22 protein-coding genes are annotated in these 23076 nt (G+C 64.9%); 14 read left to right on the top strand and 8 right to left on the bottom strand.

Features of this window, described 5'->3' with window-relative positions; all coding sequences use genetic code 11:
- Window positions 1-151: 151 nt before the first annotated feature.
- Both I6F24_RS32490 and I6F24_RS32495 read right to left on the bottom strand, forming a co-directional pair.
- Complete coding sequence (locus I6F24_RS32490; protein WP_036026234.1) at window positions 152-1336, bottom strand: substrate-binding domain-containing protein; 1185 nt, start codon at window positions 1334-1336, stop codon at window positions 152-154.
- Entirely contained in the window at window positions 1224-1478 is a 255-nt protein-coding gene (locus tag I6F24_RS32495; RefSeq protein WP_162130848.1) for a hypothetical protein, read from the bottom strand. Before I6F24_RS32495 ends, I6F24_RS32490 begins: the two co-directional genes overlap by 113 nt.
- Window positions 1479-1515: 37 nt before the next feature.
- Between I6F24_RS32495 and I6F24_RS32500 the strand changes: the two genes are divergently transcribed.
- The gene (locus I6F24_RS32500) at window positions 1516-1959 is read left to right on the top strand and encodes a MarR family transcriptional regulator (protein ID WP_025032676.1); all 444 of its coding nucleotides are present in this window, start codon (window positions 1516-1518) and stop codon (window positions 1957-1959) included.
- 86 nt (window positions 1960-2045) lie between these two features.
- Here the strand turns inward: I6F24_RS32500 and I6F24_RS32505 are convergent, their stop codons facing one another.
- Window positions 2046-2450, bottom strand: a complete 405-nt coding sequence (locus tag I6F24_RS32505; RefSeq protein WP_074448072.1) for a DUF6006 family protein — start codon at window positions 2448-2450, stop codon at window positions 2046-2048.
- A 477-nt stretch (window positions 2451-2927) separates the two neighbouring features.
- Window positions 2928-5768, bottom strand: a complete 2841-nt coding sequence (gene secA / locus I6F24_RS32510; RefSeq protein ID WP_225137542.1) for a preprotein translocase subunit SecA — start codon at window positions 5766-5768, stop codon at window positions 2928-2930.
- Between the two features lie 352 nt (window positions 5769-6120).
- On the opposite strand from secA, the gene I6F24_RS32515 reads away from it, so the two are divergent.
- Both I6F24_RS32515 and argJ read left to right on the top strand, forming a co-directional pair.
- Entirely contained in the window at window positions 6121-7035 is a 915-nt protein-coding gene (locus tag I6F24_RS32515; protein WP_109141737.1) for a peptidylprolyl isomerase, read from the top strand.
- Between the two features lie 100 nt (window positions 7036-7135).
- The gene (gene argJ, locus I6F24_RS32520; RefSeq protein ID WP_057030150.1) at window positions 7136-8377 is read left to right on the top strand and encodes a bifunctional glutamate N-acetyltransferase/amino-acid acetyltransferase ArgJ; all 1242 of its coding nucleotides are present in this window, start codon (window positions 7136-7138) and stop codon (window positions 8375-8377) included.
- Window positions 8378-8417: 40 nt separating this feature from the next.
- Here argJ and I6F24_RS32525 read toward each other — a convergent pair whose 3' ends face one another.
- A complete protein-coding gene (locus I6F24_RS32525; protein ID WP_225150726.1) occupies window positions 8418-9743 on the bottom strand; it encodes a TadE/TadG family type IV pilus assembly protein in 1326 nt (441 codons plus the stop codon).
- 136 nt (window positions 9744-9879) lie between these two features.
- Here I6F24_RS32525 and I6F24_RS32530 point away from each other — a divergent pair, with 136 nt between their 5' ends.
- A complete protein-coding gene (locus I6F24_RS32530; RefSeq protein WP_036042579.1) occupies window positions 9880-10290 on the top strand; it encodes a (deoxy)nucleoside triphosphate pyrophosphohydrolase in 411 nt (136 codons plus the stop codon).
- Between the two features lie 120 nt (window positions 10291-10410).
- On the opposite strand, the gene I6F24_RS32535 is transcribed toward I6F24_RS32530, so the two are convergent.
- Window positions 10411-11259, bottom strand: coding sequence for a methyltransferase domain-containing protein (locus tag I6F24_RS32535; protein ID WP_109141735.1), 849 nt, complete (start codon window positions 11257-11259; stop codon window positions 10411-10413).
- Window positions 11260-11323: 64 nt separating this feature from the next.
- On the opposite strand from I6F24_RS32535, the gene I6F24_RS32540 reads away from it, so the two are divergent.
- Genes I6F24_RS32540 through I6F24_RS32555 form a run of 4 tightly spaced genes read left to right on the top strand, consistent with a single transcriptional unit; the run spans window position 11324 to window position 13797 of the window.
- The gene (locus I6F24_RS32540) at window positions 11324-12133 is read left to right on the top strand and encodes a ComF family protein (RefSeq protein ID WP_225150728.1); all 810 of its coding nucleotides are present in this window, start codon (window positions 11324-11326) and stop codon (window positions 12131-12133) included.
- Between the two features lie 34 nt (window positions 12134-12167).
- Complete coding sequence (gene grxC, locus I6F24_RS32545; protein WP_036026245.1) at window positions 12168-12443, top strand: glutaredoxin 3; 276 nt, start codon at window positions 12168-12170, stop codon at window positions 12441-12443.
- Window positions 12440-13318 carry a carbon-nitrogen hydrolase family protein gene (locus tag I6F24_RS32550; RefSeq protein ID WP_036014649.1) on the top strand — a complete coding sequence of 293 codons (879 nt, stop codon included), beginning with the start codon at window positions 12440-12442 and terminating at the stop codon, window positions 13316-13318. The genes grxC and I6F24_RS32550 overlap by 4 nt, the downstream gene beginning before the upstream one ends.
- The gene (locus tag I6F24_RS32555) at window positions 13315-13797 is read left to right on the top strand and encodes a DUF1178 family protein (protein WP_036014648.1); all 483 of its coding nucleotides are present in this window, start codon (window positions 13315-13317) and stop codon (window positions 13795-13797) included. Before I6F24_RS32550 ends, I6F24_RS32555 begins: the two co-directional genes overlap by 4 nt.
- Here the strand turns inward: I6F24_RS32555 and I6F24_RS32560 are convergent.
- Both I6F24_RS32560 and I6F24_RS32565 read right to left on the bottom strand, forming a co-directional pair.
- Window positions 13794-14693 carry an EamA family transporter gene (locus I6F24_RS32560; protein ID WP_036026248.1) on the bottom strand — a complete coding sequence of 300 codons (900 nt, stop codon included), beginning with the start codon at window positions 14691-14693 and terminating at the stop codon, window positions 13794-13796. The genes I6F24_RS32555 and I6F24_RS32560 overlap by 4 nt on opposite strands.
- Window positions 14694-14833: 140 nt before the next feature.
- Complete coding sequence (locus I6F24_RS32565) at window positions 14834-15487, bottom strand: DedA family protein (protein ID WP_036026250.1); 654 nt, start codon at window positions 15485-15487, stop codon at window positions 14834-14836.
- A 294-nt stretch (window positions 15488-15781) separates the two neighbouring features.
- Between I6F24_RS32565 and cobS the strand changes: the two genes are divergently transcribed.
- From cobS to I6F24_RS32595, 6 genes are all read left to right on the top strand, one after another.
- Window positions 15782-16780 carry a cobaltochelatase subunit CobS gene (gene cobS, locus I6F24_RS32570; RefSeq protein ID WP_025032652.1) on the top strand — a complete coding sequence of 333 codons (999 nt, stop codon included), beginning with the start codon at window positions 15782-15784 and terminating at the stop codon, window positions 16778-16780.
- 142 nt (window positions 16781-16922) lie between these two features.
- Window positions 16923-18824 carry a cobaltochelatase subunit CobT gene (gene cobT, locus I6F24_RS32575; RefSeq protein ID WP_036026252.1) on the top strand — a complete coding sequence of 634 codons (1902 nt, stop codon included), beginning with the start codon at window positions 16923-16925 and terminating at the stop codon, window positions 18822-18824.
- Window positions 18821-19924, top strand: coding sequence for an esterase-like activity of phytase family protein (locus I6F24_RS32580; RefSeq protein ID WP_036026255.1), 1104 nt, complete (start codon window positions 18821-18823; stop codon window positions 19922-19924). The genes cobT and I6F24_RS32580 overlap by 4 nt, the downstream gene beginning before the upstream one ends.
- Before the next feature lie 54 nt (window positions 19925-19978).
- A complete protein-coding gene (locus I6F24_RS32585; protein WP_036026258.1) occupies window positions 19979-20947 on the top strand; it encodes a tripartite tricarboxylate transporter substrate-binding protein in 969 nt (322 codons plus the stop codon).
- Between the two features lie 205 nt (window positions 20948-21152).
- On the top strand, window positions 21153-22265 hold the full coding sequence (locus I6F24_RS32590; RefSeq protein WP_036026261.1) for an NADH:flavin oxidoreductase/NADH oxidase: 1113 nt from the start codon (window positions 21153-21155) through the stop codon (window positions 22263-22265).
- Between the two features lie 241 nt (window positions 22266-22506).
- The gene (locus I6F24_RS32595; RefSeq protein ID WP_036026263.1) at window positions 22507-22914 is read left to right on the top strand and encodes a hypothetical protein; all 408 of its coding nucleotides are present in this window, start codon (window positions 22507-22509) and stop codon (window positions 22912-22914) included.
- The last annotated feature ends 162 nt before the right edge of the window (window positions 22915-23076 follow it).

Consider the following 23076-nt stretch of genomic DNA (forward strand, 5'->3'; position numbering starts at 1 on the left):
GGCGCTCTCCTTGAAGTTCTTTGCAACGTTGCGCGTGGCCGCCCCGGCGCGACGCACGCACCCGCGGCCTCGCCGAAACATTCAAAACGGAAATATTTTCCTTTTCAAGTATTATTTTGCAAATGCGCCGGCCGGTCTAGCCGCGAGGCGGTCAGAGCGGCTTGATCAGCTTGAAATCGAGACCGTCGGCCTCGGCGAGATGCATCGGCATCCGCACGTGCCCGTTGCAGACGGTAACCCGACCGCGGGCGCCGCTGTAGACGATGTTGCGGCCGGCCGCGAGCAGCGGCCGCATCGCCAGCGAACCAGCCTTGTTTGCAACGGCTTCGAGGAAGCGCAGGCCTTCGTAACTCGATTGCCCCACCGAGCCGATCGGCGGCGCATTCGGCCCGAACATCGCGTGATAACGGCTCTGGAAGTCGTCATTGGCGCGCGCGCCGGTGCCGGTGAAGTAGCCGGAAGCGCAGAACATGTTCTCGCTGTTGTCGGCGCCGATGCCGAGTAGCACGGTATCGTCCATCGCGCCCGCGAGCCGCAGCGTCGTGGCGCCTAGCCCACATTCGCCGAAGGCCCGGTTGAAGGTGATGCTGTCGGTACCGATCAGCGAGATCAACACGACATCGGGCTTGGCGGCGCGGATCCGCGCCAGATGCGGCCCGTGATTGTCTTCGCCGAGCGGGACGAACTCTTCGCCGACGACGCGGCCGCCGGTTTCCTTGATGTAGTTCTTCACCGCGCGATGCGATTGCCAGGGCCAAACGTAGTCGCTGCCGATCAGGTACCAGCGTTTGGCCTTCTTGACGTCCGCGAGCCAATGGATGGCGGGGCGGCTCTGCCAGCGCGGCGTCTCGCCGATCGCCATCACGCCGGGCGTGCGCTCGCCGCCCTCGTAGACCGGCGTGTAGATATAGGGAATGCGGTGGCGTGTGGTGACGTCGCGGAGGCCCACGCGAACCGCGCTGGTGTGCAATCCGACGATCAGATCGACCTCGTCGAATGCGATTGCCTGCTCGGCGCGGTCCAGAACCTCATCCAGCGGCCCGCCGGCATCGTAGATCGACAGCTCGAGCTCGCGGCCGAGAATGCCGCCGCGCTTGTTGATCTCGGCGACGGCAAGCTGCGCGCTGTTCGTGGCACACGGGCCCCACACGCCAGGCGAGCCGGTGCAGCAGATGAAGCCGCCGACGCGCAGCTTGTTGACGCCGCGGCGCTTGAACAAGGCGTCACCGTGCGGCGACAAGGCACCGCCAGCTGCCGAAGACGACAGATTCCTGAACAGCAAGGACGGCGGTAACGCCGAGCCGCCGTGAGCCGGGAAGTTCACCGTCGCGCGCACGCCAACTCCTGTCTGAGACCAGACCTGAAAGCACATTGAGCAGGCGGCCGCGGCTTCCGCCCTTTTGTTGGGCAATGATCTTATTTTGAAAATATTGAATATTCAAGAATTGAAGTGCATATAGATGCAGCATCGATTGCAAGACATTCACTCATTTGGGTCAAGGCGAAGTCTCAGCCGTGGCAAAACCGCCGAAACAAAATTCCCCGATCACCGAACACCTCGCTTACCTGCTCGCGCAAGCCAACCGGGAAATCAACCGGCAGCTCGAATTGAGGTTGAGCAAGGAGGGCGTGCCGGTCGAGCAATGGCGCATCCTGAAAGTGCTGTCGGACGGCGAGGGCCATTCGATGGGCGAGCTCGCGGACGCCGTGCTGCTCAACCATCCGACGCTCACGAAGATGATCGACCGCATGGTCTCCGACACGCTGGTCTACCGCGTGCAGGACCCGAACGACCGCCGCAAGGTGCTGATGTTCATCTCCGACCGCGGCAAGGTGCTGTGCAAGAAGCTCAACTCGCTCGCGGTCGACCAGGAGGAGCACATCCTGGAGAGCTACGGCGACAAGTCGACGAGCGAGCTCAAGCGGCTGCTGGAGAGCTTGATCGACAGCTCGAATTAGACCTCGTGAAGTGGAGCGTGGCGCCTTGCGAAGCGCACACACACATCTGCCGTTTCAATGCATAGCCAGAGGAAAGCACTCGCGCATCATCGCCAGCACGAGAGGCGATAGCGTTGGCCATTCCATGTCGTCCAGCCCACGGCCTTGTTGCTGACCGGCTTGGCTAGATACCATTTGTTGCCGTCGGCATGGTTGAAGTACACGCCGCCCTGGGTTCCGGTGCGTGGATTTGTCAACTTCACCCATCGCGAGCCATTATCTGAGAAGCGGCCTGACCAGCGTGCTCCCGAAGTGCTGGTGCAAGTGTTGCCGTTGCAGGTTGTCTGACTGTCATCGACGGCGGCCCATTTCATCCGGGCGGGGCGGCCGTCGATGTTGCACGACCATGTTCCGCCCCACCATCCGCCCACTTGGCTCGCAGGGGCGGAACCGCAGGCGTAAAAACTCAGGGCAAGGACACAAAAGGCGGTTGGCAGCGCGCGTTTGGACATTGTCTGGCTCCCAATTTTCAGGCCACGTCTCGTGATTCAATCAAACCACGGATTGAGCTCTGTAGCGGTGATCCAGATCACAATGAGCAGTGGTAAAAAATTGGATGGTCTACCCGAGGGCGTTCGCCGAGACGCGATGCCGCGCTTTGACCATTGGCTCTCCGGGCGAAGAGTTCTTCAGCGACGCAGCCGCGCGAGCGAGTGGCCGCCGACCATCTGCAGAAGCAGCAGCACTCCGGAGTGATCACAGGAACAGGCGGTGAGGCGGGTTGCCAGCTGGCTGAAGCGTGCTCAGCCGCGCGTGACGGATAAAGGACCGTCTGACTACTGTGCGCCAGCCATCCTCAATGGCGTGCGCCTACCATTCGTGATGCAACGGAAGACCAGCAGGCATCATATGGATCGAAAGCATTCGACGCCTGGCGAACTCGTGGGCAAAGACAACACCGCGAGTTCGCCGGGTTTTGAGGTCATCGATCAAGCATACCGCCCGTGGCAGTGCTTGTACTTCTTGCCGGAGCCGCACGGGCAGTCCTCGTTGCGGCCGACCTTGCCCCAGCTGGTCGGGTTCTTCGGGTCGCGCATCGACGCATCCGTGGCCTGGGCGCCCAGGGTGACGCTGGCGAGCGCCATCTCGTCCTCGCCGGTGTTCGGATCGAACTTGTGCGCTTCCATCGGCGGCAGCACCGGGGCTTCCTGCTCCGGCGGAACGATCTCGACGCGCATCAGCTGCGCCGTGACGGCCTCGCGCAGGTGAGCGCTCATCTCCTGGAAGAGATTGAAGGCTTCGGTCTTGTACTCCTGCAGGGGATCGCGCTGGCCGTAGCCGCGCAGACCGATGACCTGGCGCAGATGGTCGAGCATGATCAGGTGCTCGCGCCAGAGATGGTCGAGCGTCTGCAAGAGGATGGTCTTCTCGACGTAACGCATCACGTCGGGACCCCATTGCGCGACCTTGGCCGCCATGTGTTCGTCGGCCTTGGTCTCGATGCGAGTCAGCAGCTCCTCGTCGGCGATGCCCTCTTCCTTGGCCCATTCGTCGACCGGCAGGTCGAGATCGAGCACGCGCTTCAATTCGTCCTTGAGCCCGGCGACGTCCCACTGCTCGGCATAGGCATGCTCGGGCACGTGCTTGGCGACGAGGTCGTCGATGAAGGCGTGGCGCATGTCGGCGACGGTCTCGGCGACGCTCTCGTCCTTCATCAGCTCGACGCGCTGGTCGAAGATCACCTTGCGCTGGTCGTTCTGGACGTTGTCGAACTTGAGCAGGTTCTTGCGGATGTCGAAGTTGCGCGCCTCGACCTTCTGCTGCGCCTTCTCCAGCGCCTTGTTGATCCAGGGATGGATGATGGCCTCGCCCTCTTGCAGGCCGAGACGCTGCAGCATGCTGTCGAGACGGTCCGAGCCGAAGATGCGCATCAGGTCGTCTTCCAGCGACAGGAAGAACTTCGAGCGGCCGGGATCGCCCTGACGGCCGGAACGGCCGCGCAGCTGGTTGTCGATGCGGCGGGATTCGTGGCGCTCGGAGCCGATGATGTAGAGGCCGCCGGGCTTCTTCACGGTCTTGGCAGGCTTGCTTCCCTTGGCCGGCTCGACCTCGACGGTCTCCTCGGCCTTCAGCACGATGTCGCGGAAGTGCTCGATATCGGCCTTGATCTGCTCGATCTTCTTGGCCTTCTCGGCCTCGTCGGTGATATCAGCAGTCTCCTGCTGGATGCGCATCTCCAGCGAGCCGCCGAGCTTGATGTCGGTGCCGCGGCCGGCCATGTTAGTGGCGATCGTGATCGCGCCCGGCACGCCGGCTTCGGCGACGATGTAGGCTTCCTGCTCGTGGAAGCGCGCGTTCAGCACCGCGAACAGTTTCGCCGGCTTGCCGGCGCGGGCGGCGGCATAGAGCTTGTCGAGCGCGCCCTCCTTGCCGAAATCGATCTGCTTGTAGCCGTTCTTCTTGAGGAATTCGGCGAGCACCTCCGACTTCTCGATCGAGGCGGTACCGACCAGCACCGGCTGCAGGCGCGCATTGGCGCGCTCGATCTCGGCGAGGATGGCCTGATATTTTTCCTTCTGGGTCCGATAGACCTCGTCGTCCTCGTCGAGGCGCGCGATCGACAGATTGGTCGGGATCTCCACGACCTCGAGCTTGTAGATGTCGAACAATTCGTCCGCTTCGGTCGCGGCGGTGCCGGTCATGCCCGCCAGCTTCTCGTACATGCGGAAGTAGTTCTGGAAGGTGATCGAGGCCAGCGTCTGGTTCTCGGGCTGGACCTGGACGTGCTCCTTGGCTTCCAGCGCCTGATGCAGGCCTTCCGAATAGCGGCGGCCCGGCATCATGCGGCCGGTGAACTCGTCGATGATGACGACTTCGCCGTCGCGGACGATGTAGTCCTTGTCGCGCGTGAACAGCGTGTGAGCGCGAAGGGCCTGGTTGATGTGGTGCACGACGGAGACGTTCTCGACGTCGTAGAGCGACTCGCCCTTGAGCTGGCCGGCATCGCGCAGCAGCGTCTCGATCTTCTCCATGCCGCCTTCGGTCAGCGTCACCGTGCGCTGCTTCTCGTCGACCTCGTAGTCGGTCTTGTCGAGCCTCGGCAGGAAGCCGTCGATGGTGTTGTAGAAGTCGGAGCGGTCGTCGAGCGGGCCGGAGATGATCAGCGGCGTGCGCGCTTCGTCGATCAGAATGGAGTCGACCTCGTCGACGATGGCGAAGAAGTGCGGCCGCTGGACCATGTCCTCGAGCCGGTACTTCATGTTGTCGCGGAGATAGTCGAAGCCGTATTCGTTGTTGGTGCCGTAGGTGATGTCGCAGGCATAGGCCGCCTTGCGCTCGGCATCGTCGAGGCCGTGCACGATCACGCCGGTGGTCATGCCGAGGAAGCCGTAGATCTGGCCCATCCAGCCGGAGTCGCGGCGGGCGAGGTAGTCGTTGACCGTGACGACGTGGACGCCTTTGCCGGCGAGCGCGTTCAGATACACCGCAAGCGTCGCGACCAGCGTCTTGCCTTCGCCGGTCTTCATCTCGGCGATGTCGCCCTCGTGCAGCACCATGCCGCCGATCAGCTGGACGTCGAAATGGCGCTGGCCGAGCGTGCGCTTGGCGGCCTCGCGCACGGTGGCGAAGGCCGGGACGAGGAGATCGTCCAGCGTCTTGCCGTTCGCGAGCTGCTGCTTGAATTCCGCGGTGCGGGCCTTGAGCGCCTCGTCGGAGAGCTTCGAGACCTCGGGCTCCAGCGCATTGATCGCGTTGACGCGGGACTGATATCCCTTCACCCGCCGGTCGTTGGCGGAGCCGAAAAACTTGCGGGCGAGCGCGCCGATCATGCCAGGTTCCTGTGTTCGCGATTCAACCGCGTTGGGCCTAAGAAGTTGTCACCCGCCCGCCTATCAACTCACCGTGACGCTTCGCGGCATCAGAGCCCGGACTGCGGGGGACATCCGCCATATGGGTGGGAATTGGGCAAGTCTGGGTTCAACGGCCAAAAACGCAGCAAAATAAACGCCATCGCCATGGTCGCGACCGCGCAGAGATATGGCCCGGTCGGGGCCTTGTCAACGGCGGGCGCAGTGCGGCTAATTCATCATTTTGACAGACTTTTCGCGTTGCCAAGCCCCCCTGATTGGGCGAGTGTCCGCCCCGCTCGAGCAGCCCCCTGCTTCAACATAAGGATTTTCCATGACCACCTCGTTCCCGGCAACCCAGCGCTTCCGCTCCGCGTCCGCCCTGGCTGGCAGCCTCGCTCTGGCGCTGTCCCTGGCGTTTGCGGGCCCGCTCCGGGCCGCCGATGATCCGGTGCTGGCGAAGGTCAATGGCGCGGAAATCAAGAAGAGCGACGTCACCATGGCCGAGGAGGAACTCGGGCCGAGCCTCGCCCAGATGGACCCAGCGACCAAGGACGAGAACGTCCTGTCGTTCCTGATCGACATGAAGATCGTCAGCAAGGCTGCCGAAGACAGGAAAATCGCCGACGGCGAGGAGTTCAAGAAGCGCCTGGCCTTCGCCCGCAACCGGCTTCTGATGGACAGCCTGCTCGCCAGCGAGGGCAAGGCCGCCACCACGCCGGACGCCATGAAGAAGGTCTATGAGGAGGCCGCCAAGCAGATCACCGGCGAGCAGGAGGTGCGCGCCCGCCACATCCTGGTCGAAACCGAGGACGAGGCCAAGGCGGTGAAGGCCGAGCTCGGGAAGGGGGCCGATTTCGCCGAGCTCGCCAAGAAGAAGTCCAAGGACCCCGGCTCCGCCGATGGCGGCGACCTCGGCTTCTTCACCAAGGAGCAGATGGTGCCGGAATTCTCGGCCGTGGCCTTCTCGCTGGAGCCCGGCAAGATCTCCGACCCCGTGAAGTCGCAGTTCGGCTGGCACATCATCAAGGTCGAGGAAAAGCGCAACCGCAAGGCGCCCGATTTCGAGCAGGTCAAGGCCCAGATCGAGCAGTACGTGACCCGCAAGGCCCAGGCCGAGTATGTCGCCAAGCTGCGTACCGAAGCCAAGGTCGAGCGGCTGGACCAGCCGGCGGCGGATGCGTCGAAGGACGCCAAGCCGGATGCGAAGCCGTCCGACAGCAAGATGGCGCCGCCGGCGAAGAAGTAAGAATTCGCTGTCACTTCGCGGACGCCAAGTATATCTAACGTCGCAATGGCCGGGGCTCCCCCGGCCATCTGCATGTCCAGACCCTACCAAGGCGCCCGCGATGTCCTCCTCCGTCTCTCCGCTCGCCCCCAAAACCGTCCCTGATATGCCCGTGATCGCGGGCATCCGTCTGGCGACGGCTGAAGCCGGCATCCGCTACAAGAACCGTACCGACGTGCTGCTCGCGGTGATGGACAAGGGCACTGCCGTCGCCGGCGTCTTCACCAGGTCAAAGTGTCCCTCGGCCCCGGTGGAATGGTGCCGCGCCAAGCTGAAGGGCGGCAAGGCGCGCGCGCTGGTGGTCAATTCCGGCAATGCCAACGCCTTCACCGGCAAGACCGGCCGCGCCTCCACCGCGCTGACGGCGAAGATCGCGGCCAAGGCGGTCGGCTGCAGCGAGAACGAGATCTTCCTGGCCTCGACCGGGGTGATCGGCGAGCCGCTGGATGCCACCAAGTTCGACGGCGTGCTCGGCCGCCTCGCCGAAGCCGCCGAGCCCGGCGATTACCTCGCCGCGGCCAAGGCGATCATGACCACCGACACCTTCCCGAAAGTGGCGACCGCGACAGTCAAGCTCGGCAAGGCCAAGGTCACCATCAACGGCATGGCCAAGGGCGCCGGCATGATCGCGCCCGACATGGCGACGATGCTGTCCTTCATCTTCACTGACGCGCCGATCGCGCCCGCCGCGCTGCAGGCTCTGCTCAAGAGCGGCGTCGAGGACACGTTCAACGCCGTGACCATCGACGGCGACACCTCGACCTCCGACACGCTGCTGGCGTTTGCGACCGGCGCCGCCGCCGAGCACGGCGCGCCGAAGATCAGCCGCGCCAGCGACCCGCGCCTGAAGGCCTTCGTCAAGGCGTTCAACCAGGTGCTCGCCAATCTCGCCGAGCAGGTCGCCCGCGACGGCGAAGGCGCGCGCAAGCTGGTCGAGATCACCGTCGAGGGCGCCAAGACCAAGGCCTCCGCCCGCAAGATCGCGATGTCGATCGCGAACTCACCGCTGGTGAAGACCGCGATCGCGGGCGAAGACGCAAATTGGGGCCGCGTGGTGATGGCGGTCGGCAAGGCCGGCGAGCCGGCCGATCGCGACAAGCTGTCGATCTCGTTCAACGGCATCCGCGTCGCCAAGCGCGGCGCGCGCGATCCCGATTATGACGAAGCGCAGGTGTCGGAAGCGATGAAGGCGCCGGAGATCGCGATTCTGGTCTCGCTCGGCCTTGGCAAAGGCCGCGACCGCGTCATGACCTGCGACCTCACCAAGGAATATGTGGCGATCAACGGGGACTACAGGTCGTAGGCCTTCCTCTCCCCGTTCTTACGGGGAGAGGTGAGCGCCATCATCCGGAGATCCGCGCGTCCGCGACCGCCTTCTTGAACAGCGCGTTCATGGCGTCCGCGATGCCTTGCGTCGGGCTGACCTCGAAATACAGGCCCGGCGAAGCGCAGCTCTGCATGTTCTGTGCGATCTGGCTGTTCGGCGACGGGCCATAGGGGCCAGCATTGAACGGATCGATCCACTTCATGTACCAGGGGTTGGTCGGCAGCGCGAGATACGTCGTATACAACACCGCGACCTTGACGCCGCGATCCTTCATCGTCTTGCAAAGCGCAGGGTTGAGCGGCGACTGGCACCGCGTGCTGCCCGAGAGCGGTTTAAGGCATCCGGTGTTGCTCTCATCGGCCACGCCGTCGGACACGAAGAACAGATACTTGAGCGGACTGGCCGACGTGCCGCTTCCGGGGGAGCTGATCTCGCCGTTGATCGCGGGAAAGACCGCGGTGAATGGGGTATCCTGATCGTTATTCTCGTTCTGGCCGTTCACCGACATCAAGTCGATCTTGCCGGCCGCCGACTTGGCGCTGGAGAGAGAGGCCGACAACGAAAACAGACTGCGCAGGCCGAGCGAACTTGCAGAGCCGCCGAAATCATAGATCGCCATTCTGAACTGGTTTGAATAGGTCTCGGTGGCGTTTGCCGTATCCATCAAGGACTCGGTGGCGCTCCGAAGCACGTCGATCCGGGTGGTCACGCCAAGCTTCTTGGCAAGGTCGTAATAGTTGTTCTTGTCCTTGAGATCGTGGCAGGCGAAAGCGCACTTGTCTGACGTGTTGTTGACCATCTTCTGCACGTCGGCCGGGGTCGCACCGACGCCCATCGACGGCGAATTGTCCAGCAGCAGGTAGAAATCGATATAGAGCGGCATGCTGGCCGTCGCCTTCGACGTGCCGCTCAACGTCAGCACCGACTTGCCGATCACGCCGAGGAACATGGTGTTCAAAGTTGCGGTGAACGAAACCGTCGCGGTGACGGTCGAGCCGGATTTGACCACGGTCGGTGTGAGGCCGGTCAGCGTGTAGCCGGACTGACTGGCGCGATTGGCATTGAAGATGTTCGTGGCGTCCGTGACGCCGACCGAAATCGAGCCGTCCGCAGTCATGTTGCCGGCGGCCTTGAAGGCGGGCGAAGCCTTGGCGATCGAGCCGACACTGGCGGCATCCGCCGCGGCCTGAAGCTTGGACCGGATCAGCGTCGCGCGCGAATAGTCGATGGCGCAGCCGACCGCACTGATCAGGGGAACGCAGGCGAGTGCGAAAATCACTGCGATATTGCCGCGCCGGTCGTCAACGAACCGGCGGAGGAGAGCCGAAAGCGCAGCGCGCATGGGTTGGCCTGGAGTGGTTTAAAGAGTTCCCACTCTAGGAACTGCGGATTAAATATGACTTATGGCGACTTTGGAAACTTGGACGGCAAGAGGTTAAGAAACCATTGCGGACGATCTCAGCGAGCGACAGACACGCATGGCCGATCTCAAAGTGACACTGGTGGTGGCCTGCGCGCTCGTCGACGCCGACAAACGCGTCCTGATCGCGCAGCGCCCGGAAGGAAAGGCCCTGGCCGGCCTGTGGGAATTCCCCGGCGGCAAGCTCGAGCCGGGCGAGCGGCCGGAGCAGAGCCTGATCCGGGAGCTTCATGAGGAGCTCGGCATCAACGTCGCCGAGCCGTGCCTCGCGCCGCTGACCTTCGCCAGCTACGGTTACGAGACCTTCCATCTGCTGATGCCGCTCTATATCTGCCGGCGCTGGGAGGGGTTGGTCACCGCACGCGAGGGCCAGAACCTTGCCTGGGTCCGCGCCAACAAGCTGCGCGATTACCCGATGCCGCCCGCGGACATTCCGCTGATCCCGCATCTGATCGATTTGTTGATGTGAGGTCGAAGGGTACCGCTCTCTGGCGTCATGCCCGGGCTTGTCCCGGGCATCCACGGCCTTCGTGCCAGCCTGAAAGACGTGGATGGCCGGGACAAGCCCGGCCATGACGGAAGAGAAAGATCACTCCTTCCCCGCCTTCTTCACCGCCTCCGCCAGGCTCGCTTTCGCCGACCCCGGCTTCAGCGGCTGCTGCTGGCTCGCATGCGGAGCCCAGCCCGAGAGCCAGACGATGTCGAAGGTCGCGCGGATGCGGCCGTCGGCATCGGCAAAACGCTCGGCGTAGATCTCGGCCATGCGCAGCAGCGTCGCGCGGCGCGTCGGTGTCCGCCGCCGCTCGATCAGCACGTTGGCCGCACCCATGCGGCGGAGATCCTGCATCAAGGCGAACGCATTGGCATAGCGCACCACGACACGGTCGACGTCGGTCACCGGCAGCGCAAAGCCCGCCCGCTGCAATAGCGCACCGATGTCGCGAAGGTCAGCGAACGGCGCCACGCGCGGCGACACACCGCCCTCGCATTCGGCTTCCGCCGCGGCAAAGGCCTGCCGCAGCTCGGTGAGGCTGTCGCCGCCGATCATGGCAGCAAGCAGCAGCCCGTCCGGCTTGAGTGCCCGGCGGATTTGCGCGAGCACGCCCGGCAGGTCGTTGACGTATTGCAGCGCCAGCGCCGAGACGACGAGATCGAGGCTCTCAGGCGCGAGGGGCAACTTCTCCGCGCCGGCCGCGTCGAGCGCGATGTGTTCGATGGAGGGAAGCCGCGTGCGCAACGCCGCCAGTCCCGCGCCGGGCGTCCAGAGGTCGGCGGGAGCGTGAAACTCCCGCATCACCGCTGCCAAGCGGTCGGACATGTCCTCGGCGACCCGCTCGAGCAGGAATGTGACCGCGCCTTGGGCCTGGGCGCGCTGCTGCCGCCTCTGCAGCAAGGCACGATCAAACAAGGCGGGCGGGATTTGAGCGGTCCGGACCATGCCGCTGGTTACGCCGATCTCCACAGTTCTGGCAATCCGCTGCGTGCAGCGTTAGCCTCCCCACATGGAAGCCGACGCTCCCCCCATCCGTTCCATCGCCGCACCGCTGCGGAGCGCGTGGACGGCCGGCCGCCACGTGCTGGCGCGGGCGGCGCGGCTCGCGCTCGACATCGCCCTGCCGACACAGTGCGTATCGTGCCGGGAGCCGGTTGATGGCGAGGGCGTTTGCGCTTCCTGCTGGGCGCGGCTGTCGTTCATCGAGCGGCCCTATTGCCCGCGGCTCGGCATTCCCTTCGTCTACGACCCCGGCCCCGAGATGCTGTCGATGGAGGCGATCGCGAGCCCGCCGGCTTACCAGCGCGCTCGCGCGGCGGTGCGCTACGACGACGTCGCGCGCACGCTGGTGCATGCGCTGAAGTATCAGGACCGTACCGATCTGGCGCCGGCCATGGGCCGCTGGATGGCGCGCGCGGGCGGCGAGTTGCTGACCGGCGCCGACATGCTGGTGCCCGTGCCCCTGCATTGGCGGCGGGCCTGGCGGCGCCGTTACAACCAGTCCGGCGCGCTCGCGCGCGTCATCGAGCGGCAGAGCGGGATCAAGGTGCGGGGCGACGTGCTGCGGCGGGTGCGCGCCACCGAGCAGCAGATCGGCCTGTCGCGGGCCCAGCGCGCCACCAATGTGCAAGGCGCATTCCAGGTATCTCCCCACCGTCAGGCCGAGATCCAGGGCCGCCGCGTTGTCCTGATCGACGATGTCCTGACGTCAGGGGCTACGCTCGACACCTGCGCGCGGGCCCTGCTCCGCGCCAAGGCGGCCCAGGTCGACGTGCTGGTCTTTGCCCGGGTTGTCGAGAGCGGGCCCCGTCCCATATAATTCAATGAATTCATGACATGAGAGCGCCAGACGAATGACTGCTGCTGTCGAGATCTACACCCGGCCGGGCTGCGGCTATTGTTCCGCCGCCAAGTCACTGCTGACCCGCAAGAAGGCGACCTTCACCGAATTCGACGTCGCCAAGAACCCGTCCTGGCGCCAGGAAATGTACGGCCGCGCCGGCCAGGGCTCGACCTTCCCGCAGATCTGGATCGGCGGCACCCATGTCGGCGGCTGTGACGACCTCTATGCGCTCGATCGCGAAGGCAAGCTCGATGGCATGCTCGAAAGCGTGAAGGCGGTATCATGAGCGAGAACCGCACGTTCACGGCCGCCATGGTGCAGATGCGCACCGGCCTGATGCCCGGGCCGAGCCTCGAGCAGGCTACGAAGCTGATCCGGCAGGCTGCGGCCGATGGCGCCGATTACGTGCAGACACCCGAAGTCAGCAACATGATGCAGCTGAACCGCAAGGCGCTGTTCGAGCATCTCCAGAGCGAAGAGGACGACGCCTCGCTGAAGGCCTACCGGGCGCTCGCGGCGGAGCTGAAGATTCACCTCCATGTCGGCTCGCTGGCGCTGCGCTTCTCGCCGGAGAAGGCGGTCAACCGCTCCTTCCTGATCGGGCCCGAGGGCAATGTGCTCGCGAGCTACGACAAGATCCACATGTTCGACATCGAGCTGCCGGACGGCGAGAGCTATCGCGAATCCGCCAATTACCAGCCGGGCGAGACCGCCGTGATCTCGGATCTGCCCTGGGGCCGCATCGGCTTGACGATCTGCTACGATGTGCGCTTCCCGGCGCTGTACCGTGCGCTCGCAGAAAGCGGCGCCTATTTCATCACCGTGCCGTCCGCCTTCACCCGCAAGACCGGTGAAGCGCATTGGCACGTGCTGCTGCGAGCCCGTGCGATCGAGACCGGCTGCTTCGTCTTCGCCGCGGCGCAGGCCGGCACCCACGAGAACAAGCGCGAGACCTACGGGCATTCGCTGATCGTCGATCCTTGGGGAGAGATCCTCGCCGAAGGCGATGTCGAGCCGGGCATCATCATGGCCAGGATCGACCCGGCCAAGGTCGAGACCGCGCGCCGGGCGATTCCCTCGCTCCAGCACGGCCGCCGCTTCGGCGTCTCCGATCCCAAGGCCGGGCCGGACCATTTGCACCTCGTGCGGGGCTCGGCATGATCCGCTACGCGCTCCACTGCGACCGCAATCACGCCTTCGAAAGTTGGTTCCAGAGCTCGTCGGCCTATGATTCGCAGGTGAAGCGCAAGCTCGTGACCTGCCCGATCTGCGGCTCAGCCAAGGTCGACAAGGCGATCATGGCGCCGCGCATCGTCGGCAAGAAGGGGCGCGGCCGCGCCACGCCGCCGCCGGAGCCCGTGGCCGCGACCACACCCGAGGCTGCGCCGTCAGGGCCGACCTCGCTGCTGATGGCGCAGGAGCGCGAGCTGCGCGCCAAGCTGAAAGAGCTGCGCGACCACATCGTTAAGAATGCCGACAATGTCGGCGAGCGCTTCGCCAACGAAGCCCGCGCCATGCATTACGGCGACAAGGAGCACCGCCCAATCTATGGCGAAGCCTCGCCCGAAGAGGCGAAGTCGCTGATCGACGAAGGCATCGAGGTCTCACCGCTACCGACGCTGCCGGAAGACCGGAATTAAGCTCCCACCAGCACAGCGACGCCCAGGACAATCAGCGCAATGCCTGCAAGCTCGCGCGGCGCGATCGGCTGCTTGAACGAGTAATACGCCACGGCTTGCGCGAACAGCACCTCGATCAAGGCGAGTGTGCGGACGTTGGCGGCCGCCGTCAGTGCAAAGGCGAGGAACCAGAATTGCGAAGCGAAGGCGCCGATGAAGCCCGCGAGCATCGACGGTCGCCATAACCTGAGGATTCCTCGGAGCACGTCCGGCGCGCGCCAGAGCAGGTAGATCGTCAGCACCAGCGTCTGCACGAACAGGCCGAGCGCCAGCGTAATTGACGCCGCGGTCACGAAGGACACGTCGGGCACATTGATGATGGCGCCGCGAAAGCCGACCGCTGACAGCGCGAAGGCCGCCGCGGCAACGAGGCCGGTGATGGTCGGCTTCAGCTCGGCAAAGCTCTTGTCGCCGCCGGGGCGGAGCGCGGTGATGACGACGCCGACGGTGGCGATCATGATCGCGAGCACCTTCAGCCAGGTCAGGTGATCGCCGAGGAAGACGAAGCCGAATATCGCGGTCTGGATCGCCTCGGTCTTCAGGTAGGCCGTCGTCACGACAAACGAGCGGTCGTTCATCGCGAGCAGCATCAGCCCGGTGGCGACGATCTGGCTGAGCGCGCCCAACAGCAGCCATGGCCAGAACACGGCTGGCGGCGGGCTCAGATGATCGCCGGTCGCGAGCAGCACCAGCCCCAGGAACAGCAGCGAGAACGGAAAGCCGAACAGGAAGCGGATATTGGTCGCGCCCCAGGTCCCCAGCGGCTTCGTCAACGACCGCTGCATCGCATTGCGCGCGACCTGCCCGAGCGCGGCAACGATGGTGAAGGGAATCCAGAGGCTGGCGATGGTGAACATGGGGTGGCGGGCGCGAGGATCCGGGCCAACGTGCCGCTAGCGGTGGAGCAGGTCAATCACACGGATGTCATGGGTGCGATGCTCTCGCACAAACTCGGTGCCTGCGAACGCAGGGACGACGGTTGTGATGTGGCGTCTGCCTAAACCTGCGGCTTGGCCGTCGCGCCGCCATACCGTCGGCGATAGATCCACATCCCCACGCCCAGCACGATCGCAACCCCTGCAACGGTCAGCATCCAGATGTGCTTGCCGACATGCGCATGATGATGCAGCCCGGCATATTCATGCAGGGCCGACACGGCCAAGACGCCCGGCAGCACATGGGCGGGCGCCCAGGCCAGGATCGCCGGGATGTTCACGGCATAGAATTTCGTGGGCGCCATGCCCAGCGCGCCGGCGGTCACGGGCACGAAGGCGCGGATCGGCGGCACGAAGCGGGCGAAGAACACGGCCCAGGTGCCGAAGCGGTTGAAGAAGTTTTCGCTCTCCGCGACCACGCGTGGATAATTGGTCAGCGGCCAGGTGTTGAGGATCTCGCGCTGCCGCCTGTGCCCGATCCAATAGGCCGCCCCGTCGCCGAGTACGGCACCAGTTGCGGCCGCCAAGAGCACCCATGGCAGCTGCAATTCGCCGCCGGGAATCAGGGCGCTCAGCGCCAGGATGATGGTCGAGCCGGGGATCACCGATCCCACCACCGGAACGGCTTCGAGCAGCGCCGCCAGGAACAGGGTCAGATAGGCCAGCCACGCATGGGCGGAAACGAAGGCGATGAGGGGATCGAGGAAGGACGTCACGTCGTCTCTTGAAGGGCTGGAGCATGAGGGCTTCGGACCCTACATAAGTAACTGCATACGGCCAAAGTACCATTCGCACGGATTGGGGCCGACCCGCCCGAATTTCGGCGTGATTCGCAAGGCAGCCCTCCAAAAACTGCGTTCCTTGCCTATCTAAATGAAAAGACAACGGAACTTTGATTGGTGGGCGGGCTTCTGCCGGCTCGTTGTCTCTGATAGGTTGATTTTCAGCACCCAGCCGCAGCCAACGTGCGAATAACCGGTTTCGGGACCGCCCGGGACCTCGGAGGATTGATGACGACCGCCGCCCTGTCCAAAGTTGAGGAAGTTTCCGGCCTGCCCGACATGAAGGTGTCGGTGCGCCAGGTGTTCGGGATCGACAGCGATCTCGAAGTCCCGGCCTATTCCGAAGTCGATCCTCATGTTCCCGAAGTGGATTCCGATTACCGCTTCGACCGCGCCACCACGCTGGCCATTCTCGCGGGCTTTGCCAGGAACCGCCGCGTGATGGTGACCGGCTATCACGGCACCGGCAAATCCACCCATATCGAGCAGGTCGCGGCACGCCTGAACTGGCCCTGCGTGCGCGTCAACCTCGACAGCCACATCAGCCGTATTGACCTCGTCGGCAAGGACTCCATCGTGGTCCGCGACGGCAAGCAGGTCACTGAATTTCGCGACGGCATCCTGCCCTGGGCGCTGCAGAACAACGTCGCGCTGGTGTTCGACGAATACGATGCCGGCCGCCCGGACGTGATGTTCGTGATCCAGCGCGTGCTGGAGGTTTCGGGCCGCCTGACGCTCTTGGACCAGAACAAGGTGATCAAGCCGCATCCGGCGTTCCGGCTGTTCGCCACCGCCAACACCGTCGGCCTCGGCGACACCTCGGGCCTCTATCACGGCACCCAGCAGATCAACCAGGGCCAGATGGACCGCTGGTCGATCGTCACCACGCTGAACTATCTCAGCCACGACGAGGAAGTCGAGATCGTGCTGGCCAAGGCCAAGCACTATCGCACGCAGGAGGGCCGCGACATCGTCAACAAGATGGTGCGCCTCGCCGATCTCACCCGCAACGCCTTCGCCAATGGCGATCTGTCGACGGTGATGAGCCCGCGCACGGTGATCACCTGGGCGGAAAACTCCGACATCTTCGGCGATATCGGCTTTGCGTTCCGCGTCACCTTCCTCAACAAATGCGACGAGCTCGAACGGCCCTTGGTCGCCGAGTTCTACCAGCGCTGCTTCAATGCGGAGCTGCCGGAATCGGCAGTCAACGTCGCGCTGAGCTGATCTCTCACGGTGTGTCGTCCCGGCGAAGGCCGGGACCCATACCGCGTGATGTCTCGATTGAAGCGACGCTGATAGTTTCCTGACACAAGAGCGGCCGGTGGTTATGGGTCCCGGCCTTCGCCGGGACGACAGATAGGGTCAGATGACCACCTCCAACTCCAAATTCCGCAGCAACAAGGAAGCACCGACCGAGCCGTTCAAGCGCTCGGTCGCCTCCTGTCTGAAGGCGATCGCAAAGGCGCCCGAGCTCGACGTCTCCTTCGCGGCCGAGCGCCCGGGACTTGCGCCCGGCAAGGCGCGGCTGCCCGAGCCCGCGCGCAAGATGACGAAGCGTGACGCCGCGATCGTGCGCGGCCATGCCGATTCCATCGCGCTCAAGATCGCCTGTCACGATCCCAAGGTTCACCGCAAGCTGATGCCCGGCAATCCGCAGGCGCGCGGCGTGTTCGAGGCGGTGGAGCAGGCCCGCGTCGAGGCGATCGGCGCGCGCCGCATGGCGGGCGTTGCCAAGAACCTCACCGCGATGCTCGACGACCATTTCCACCGCGGCAAGTTCGACGAGATCACCGACCGCGCCGACGCGCCGCTGGCGGACGCGCTGGCGATGCTGGTGCGCGAGCGCCTCACCGGCATGGCGCCGCCGACGGCGGCCAAGAAGATGGTCGATCTCTGGCGACCGATCCTCGAAGACAAGATCGGCAAGCGGCTCGATCGGCTCGACGGCGTGCTCGAGGATCAGACCAAGTTCGGCGATGCCGTGCATGACCTGCTGTCGGCACTCGAGCTCGGCGACGAGCGCAACGCCGACAGCGAAGACAATGACGAGAACGAGGAGAACCAGGACGGCGACAACGACCAGTCCGGCGCCGAAGGCTCGCCCGATTCCGACGCCGCGCAGGAAATGAGCGCCGACCAGGCGCAGGCAACCAGCGAGGAGATGAGCGAGAGCGCGATGGAAAGCGCGCAGGCCTCCACCTCCGACACCTTCGACGATGGCGAGCTCGGTGATGACGAGACGCCGGGCGAGGCGACGCGCCCGAACCAGCACGGCAGGAACGAGCCGCGTGGGCCGGAATATCACGCCTTCGCGCCCAAGTTCGATGAGGTCATCGCCGCCGAGGATCTCTGCGACCATGACGAGCTGGAGCGGCTGCGCGCCTATCTCGACAAGCAGCTCGCACATCTGCAGGGCATCGTCGCCCGTCTCGCCAACCGGCTGCAGCGCCGCCTGATGGCGCAGCAGAATCGCGCCTGGGAGTTCGATCTCGAGGAGGGCATCCTCGACCCTGCGCGGCTGTCGCGCGTCGTCACCGATCCCTATCACCCGCTGTCCTTCATGCACGAGAAGGAGGCGACGTTCCGCGACACCGTAGTGACGCTGCTGCTCGACAATTCCGGCTCCATGCGCGGCCGCCCGATCACGGTCGCCGCGACCTGTGCCGACATCCTCGCGCGCACGCTGGAGCGTTGCGGCGTTAAGGTCGAGATTCTCGGCTTCACCACGCGGGCCTGGAAGGGCGGGCAATCGCGCGAGGCATGGCTTGCCGCCGGCAAGCCGGCCAATCCCGGCCGCCTCAACGATCTCCGCCACATCATCTACAAGTCTGCCGACGCCCCGTGGCGTCGTGCGCGGAAAAACTTGGGCCTGATGATGCGCGAGGGCCTCTTGAAGGAGAACATCGACGGCGAGGCGCTGGACTGGGCGCACAAGCGCCTGCTCGGCCGGCCCGAGCAGCGCAAGATCCTGATGATGATCTCGGACGGCGCGCCGGTCGACGATTCCACGCTGTCGGTTAATCCCGGCAATTACCTCGAGCGGCATCTGCGCCACATCATCGAGGAGATCGAGACCCGCTCGCCGGTCGAGCTGATCGCGATCGGCATCGGCCATGACGTGACGCGCTATTATCGCCGCGCGGTAACGATCGTGGACGCGGAAGAACTCGGCGGCGCGATCACCGAAAAGCTTGCCGAGCTCTTCAGCGAGACCAACACGGCGCCAACGCAAGCGGCCGGTCGCCCGCGACGCAAATTGCATTCGTGAGCACGCATCCATCCCGCCGCAGCTTCGTCAGCCTCGCGGCGGCGGGATTTTCCACTCTCGCGCTGCCGCGCTTGGCGCAGGCGCAGCTGCAGCCCAAGACCGAGCCGCCGCCGCGCGCGCTCCAGCTCGAGCATGCCGTCACCGCGCCGGTCAGCGTCGAGGTCAACGCGCGCACCATCCCCAATTTCGAGCCGCGCGACCGCTCGCGCACGCGCTTCGGCTCGCTGGATTTTCGCAGCGGCCTGGTGCTGACCTCGCCCTATCGCGGCTTCGGCGGGCTGTCGGGCCTCCGCTTCCTCGACGGCAAGGGCGAGCGCTTTCTCGCGATCTCCGATCAGGGCGGCTGGTTCACCGGCAGCATCCGCTATTCCGGCCGTGAGATGATTGGGCTCGCCGACGTCGAGGCCGCGCCGGTGCTGGGCGCCGACGGGCGGCCGATCACCGAGAAGCGGCTCTGGTACGATACCGAGTCGCTCGCGCGCGACGGCAACCTCGTCTATGTCGGGCTCGAACGCGTCAATCAGATCCTGCGTTATGATTTCGCCAAGGGCGCCACGGGCGCCCGCGGCGAAGTGATCGCCGTCCCACCGGCCCTGCGCAAGCTGCCCTACAACAAGGGGCTGGAGGCGATGGTCGTCGTGCCCAAAGCGCAGGGAGCGGGCAAGAGCCAGGCCCAGCCGCTCGCGGGCACGCTGATTGCCTTTTCCGAGCGCGGGCTCGATGCCGACGGCAACCTCCTCGCTTTCCTGATCGGCGGCTCGACGCCCGGCCAATTCAGCGTGCGGCGCTCGGAGAATTTCGACATCAGCGACGCGGTGCTGCTGCCCTCGGGCGATCTGCTCATCCTCGAACGTAAATTTTCCTGGTTCACCGGCGTCAACATCCGCATCCGCGCGATCCCGCTGAAGGGAATCGCGCCGGGCGCCGTCGTCGACGGCCTGACGCTGTTCGCCGCCGATCTCGGCCACGAGATCGACAACATGGAAGGCATCGACGCCCACGTCACCGCCGACGGCGAGACGGTGCTGACCCTGATCTCCGACGACAATTTCTCGATGCTGCAGCGGACTTTGCTGCTGCAATTCACGCTGGCGGAGTAGAGATCGCGCCGGAACGGTTCTTGCAGCGATCGCGAGAGTCGACCGGAGATTTCGATGACCAGGTTCCTTCGCGTGTTTTGTCTATATGCGTCCTTCTGGATCGCCGCTGCAACACAAGTCCAGGCACAAGACTGGCCGGCGCGACTGATCAAGGCGACCATTCCGTTCGGTCCGGGCAGCGCGGCGGACGTGGTGCCGCGGCTGGTGTTCGAGCATCTCTCCGCCGAACTCGGTCAGCCGATCGTGATCGAAAACCGCGCCGGCGGCGGCGGTGTGGTCGGTTCGGCGGCGGTCGCGAAGTCCGATCCCGATGGTTACAGCCTGCTCGCCCAGTCGTCGGCGCTGACCATTGCGCCCCTGATGTTCCCGAATGCGAGCTTCGACCCCAGCCGCGATCTCGCCTCGGTGTTCATGATCGGATCCGGTGCCAATGTGATGATCGTGCCGAAGGAGCGCCCTTGGAGAACCATCCAGGACTTCATCGCCGCTGCCAAGGCAAAGCCCGGTTCGATCTCGTTCGGCTCGGTCGGCATCGGCAGCGCCGTGCACATCTCGAGCGAGAAGTTCCGCTACGCCGCCGGCATCGAGGCTATTCATGTGCCGTATCGCGCCGGCCCGGAAGTGATCGCCGACATTCTCGGTGGGCGCATCGATCTGTATTTCTGCCCGCTGGCGACCGCGTTGCCGCTGATCCGCGAGGGCCAAGTGCGCGCGCTGGTGGTCTCGACATCGAAGCGCGTTGCCGAGCTGCCCGATGTGCCGACGCCGGCCGAGATCGGCTTGAAGGACGCCGACAGCGAGATCTGGTTCGGCGTGTTCGTGCCGGCGAAGACCCCGCGCGAGGTCGTCGACAAGCTGCACGCGGCCGCCGAGAAAGTCCTGGCCACGTCGGCGACGCAGGTGAGCCTGACAAAGCTCGGGCTCGAACCGAGGCCGATGAAGCCCGCCGAGATGGACGACCTCGTCAAGCGCGAGCTGGCGGCCAATCAGGAGCTGATCAAGGCCGCCGGCATCAAGCCGTAGGGGCGGGTTACGCCCGCATTCCTCCATCGTCCCGGACAAGCGAAGCGCGGATCCGGGACGACAATAGGGAGACATGTTCGCCGCGGCATCTCCAGCGCAATGCATGCCGCTGCTGGTCGCCATGCTGCCCGTGCGGCTGGCAATTCGCCGCCCACCCACTAAACTTCATGCAATCGCTTCCATTTCTCCAGCCCCGGACCCTCGCATGAGCGCCCTGTTTTCCCCGATCAAGCTGCGCGGCCTGACGTTGAAGAACCGCCTCGTGGTGTCGCCGATGTGCCAATATTCGGCCGATGACGGCGTCGCCACCGACTGGCACTTCACCCACATCAACAATCTCAGCCTGTCGGGCGCGGCGATGTTCTGCATCGAGGCGACGCATGTCGAGGCGATCGGCCGTATCACGCCGGGCTGCCTCGGGCTCTACAGCGACGCCTGCGAGGCCGCGCTGAAGCCGATCCTGCATTCGGTGCGCAAGCATTCCTCCACCGCGATCGCGATGCAACTCGCCCATGCCGGCCGCAAGGCCTCGAGCGCGCGCCCCTGGGACGGCGGCCAATTGATTCCGGAAGGGCAGGGCGGCTGGCAGACGGTCGGGCCGTCGGCGGTGCCGCACAAGGAGGGCGAGGCCGCCCCGCTGGCGCTGGATGCGGCAGGCCTGAAGCGCATCCGCGAGGCCTTCGTCCATTCGACCGAGCGCGCCGCGCGGCTCGGTATCGACGCCATCGAGGTCCATGGCGCGCATGGTTATCTCTTGCATCAATTCCTGTCGCCGATCTCCAACAAGCGCACCGACGAATATGGCGGTAGCCTCGCGAACCGCATGCGCTTTCCGCTGGAGGTGTTCGACGTGGTGCGCGCCGCGTTCCCCGCCGACAAGCCGGTCGGCATGCGGGTGTCGTCGACCGATTGGGTCGAGGGCGGCTGGGATCTGGCACAGACCATCGAATTCGCGAACGCGCTGAAGGCGCGCGGCGTCGACTGGATCGATGCATCGTCCGGCGGCGTCTCGCCGCTGCAGAAGATTCCGCTCGGCCCCGGCTATCAGGTGCAGTTTGCAGAGGCGATCAAGCGCGAGACCGGCCTGCCCACCATCGCCGTCGGCCTGATCACCGAGTCGAAGCACGCGGAGGAGATCGTCGCGTCGGGCAAGGCCGACATGGTCGCGCTCGCCCGCGGCCTGCTCTACGATCCGCGCTGGGGCTGGCACGCTGCCGCCGAGCTCGGCGGCGTGGTCGAGGCGCCGCCGCAATACTGGCGCTCGCAGCCGTCCACGCAAAAGGCGCTGTTCGGCAAGACCACGTTCGGGGCGAGGTGACTCTCTTCACCTCTTCCCGCTTGCGGGGAGAGGTCGGATTGCGCGCGAGCGCAATCCGGGTGAGGGGGTACAGGTGCGGCGAAAATCTCATGTGTGGAGAGAAGCCCCTCACCCCAACCCTCTCCCCGTAAGAACGGGGAGAGGGAGTTAGATCCCTCACGCATCCGTAAACCTCCTCACCTTCCATGCCCCCCAAAACTGGCCTAACCTCTCCATACTCAACGCCTCGCGGAGGCTGGCCATGCGCTTTCGTTTTCGTAAAACTGCCCATGTGTTCGAGCGCGTTGGCCTTGCCATGGCGGGGGCCGCGTGCGGATTGTTCGTCGGCGCCTATGTCGGCTCGGCGATCCCCACCCTCACCACGCAGGGCTTCCTGCTGCTGATGATGCTGCTCGGCGGCATCGGCTTCTATCTCGGCATCGACACGCCGCAGATGCCTTTCGACGATGCGCACAGCCAGATCGACGCCGCCGAGCTCATGAGCGCCGCCGGCACGCTCTCCGCTACGCTCACCGCCTTCGCCTCGGTCGCCGTGATCGTGCTCCGGCTCGATCCGCACATGGCCTGGACCTGGCTCGTCTTGGTCGGCTGGATTGCCGGCGTCACCATGCAGATCGTCGCCGGCGCCAAGGCCAGGCTGCGTAAGTAGCTCTCTTTGTCAGGATGGGCCCGCCTGAAGCGGGCGTCTCGAAGGACAGCCGCCGGGAAAAGCTCGCAATTCCGAGTGCCCGTCGTTCACGGCAGGGTTCGGCTTGCCGCAACTGCCTTGCCCGGCACCGTCTCTCTCTCTCTCTCTCTGTCAACCCGTCAT

Origin of the sequence: Bradyrhizobium sp. BRP23, assembly GCF_020194135.1 — a bacterium.
Taxonomy (GTDB): Bacteria; Pseudomonadota; Alphaproteobacteria; order Rhizobiales; family Xanthobacteraceae; genus Bradyrhizobium; species Bradyrhizobium yuanmingense.

What these genes read in the sequence shown, in the direction of transcription:
- I6F24_RS32505 (WP_074448072.1), bottom strand. Translation starts at nt 2,450, where the DNA reads ATGTCCAAACGCGCGCTGCCAACCGCCTTTTGTGTCCTTGCCCTGAGT.
- secA (WP_225137542.1), bottom strand. Translation starts at nt 5,768, where the DNA reads ATGATCGGCGCGCTCGCCCGCAAGTTTTTCGGCTCCGCCAACGACCGG.
- I6F24_RS32515 (WP_109141737.1), top strand. Translation starts at nt 6,121, where the DNA reads ATGACCACCTCGTTCCCGGCAACCCAGCGCTTCCGCTCCGCGTCCGCC.
- argJ (WP_057030150.1), top strand. Translation starts at nt 7,136, where the DNA reads ATGTCCTCCTCCGTCTCTCCGCTCGCCCCCAAAACCGTCCCTGATATG.
- I6F24_RS32525 (WP_225150726.1), bottom strand. Translation starts at nt 9,743, where the DNA reads ATGCGCGCTGCGCTTTCGGCTCTCCTCCGCCGGTTCGTTGACGACCGG.
- I6F24_RS32530 (WP_036042579.1), top strand. Translation starts at nt 9,880, where the DNA reads ATGGCCGATCTCAAAGTGACACTGGTGGTGGCCTGCGCGCTCGTCGAC.
- I6F24_RS32535 (WP_109141735.1), bottom strand. Translation starts at nt 11,259, where the DNA reads ATGGTCCGGACCGCTCAAATCCCGCCCGCCTTGTTTGATCGTGCCTTG.
- I6F24_RS32540 (WP_225150728.1), top strand. Translation starts at nt 11,324, where the DNA reads ATGGAAGCCGACGCTCCCCCCATCCGTTCCATCGCCGCACCGCTGCGG.
- grxC (WP_036026245.1), top strand. Translation starts at nt 12,168, where the DNA reads ATGACTGCTGCTGTCGAGATCTACACCCGGCCGGGCTGCGGCTATTGT.
- I6F24_RS32550 (WP_036014649.1), top strand. Translation starts at nt 12,440, where the DNA reads ATGAGCGAGAACCGCACGTTCACGGCCGCCATGGTGCAGATGCGCACC.
- I6F24_RS32555 (WP_036014648.1), top strand. Translation starts at nt 13,315, where the DNA reads ATGATCCGCTACGCGCTCCACTGCGACCGCAATCACGCCTTCGAAAGT.
- I6F24_RS32560 (WP_036026248.1), bottom strand. Translation starts at nt 14,693, where the DNA reads ATGTTCACCATCGCCAGCCTCTGGATTCCCTTCACCATCGTTGCCGCG.
- cobS (WP_025032652.1), top strand. Translation starts at nt 15,782, where the DNA reads ATGACGACCGCCGCCCTGTCCAAAGTTGAGGAAGTTTCCGGCCTGCCC.
- cobT (WP_036026252.1), top strand. Translation starts at nt 16,923, where the DNA reads ATGACCACCTCCAACTCCAAATTCCGCAGCAACAAGGAAGCACCGACC.
- I6F24_RS32585 (WP_036026258.1), top strand. Translation starts at nt 19,979, where the DNA reads ATGACCAGGTTCCTTCGCGTGTTTTGTCTATATGCGTCCTTCTGGATC.
- I6F24_RS32590 (WP_036026261.1), top strand. Translation starts at nt 21,153, where the DNA reads ATGAGCGCCCTGTTTTCCCCGATCAAGCTGCGCGGCCTGACGTTGAAG.
- I6F24_RS32595 (WP_036026263.1), top strand. Translation starts at nt 22,507, where the DNA reads ATGCGCTTTCGTTTTCGTAAAACTGCCCATGTGTTCGAGCGCGTTGGC.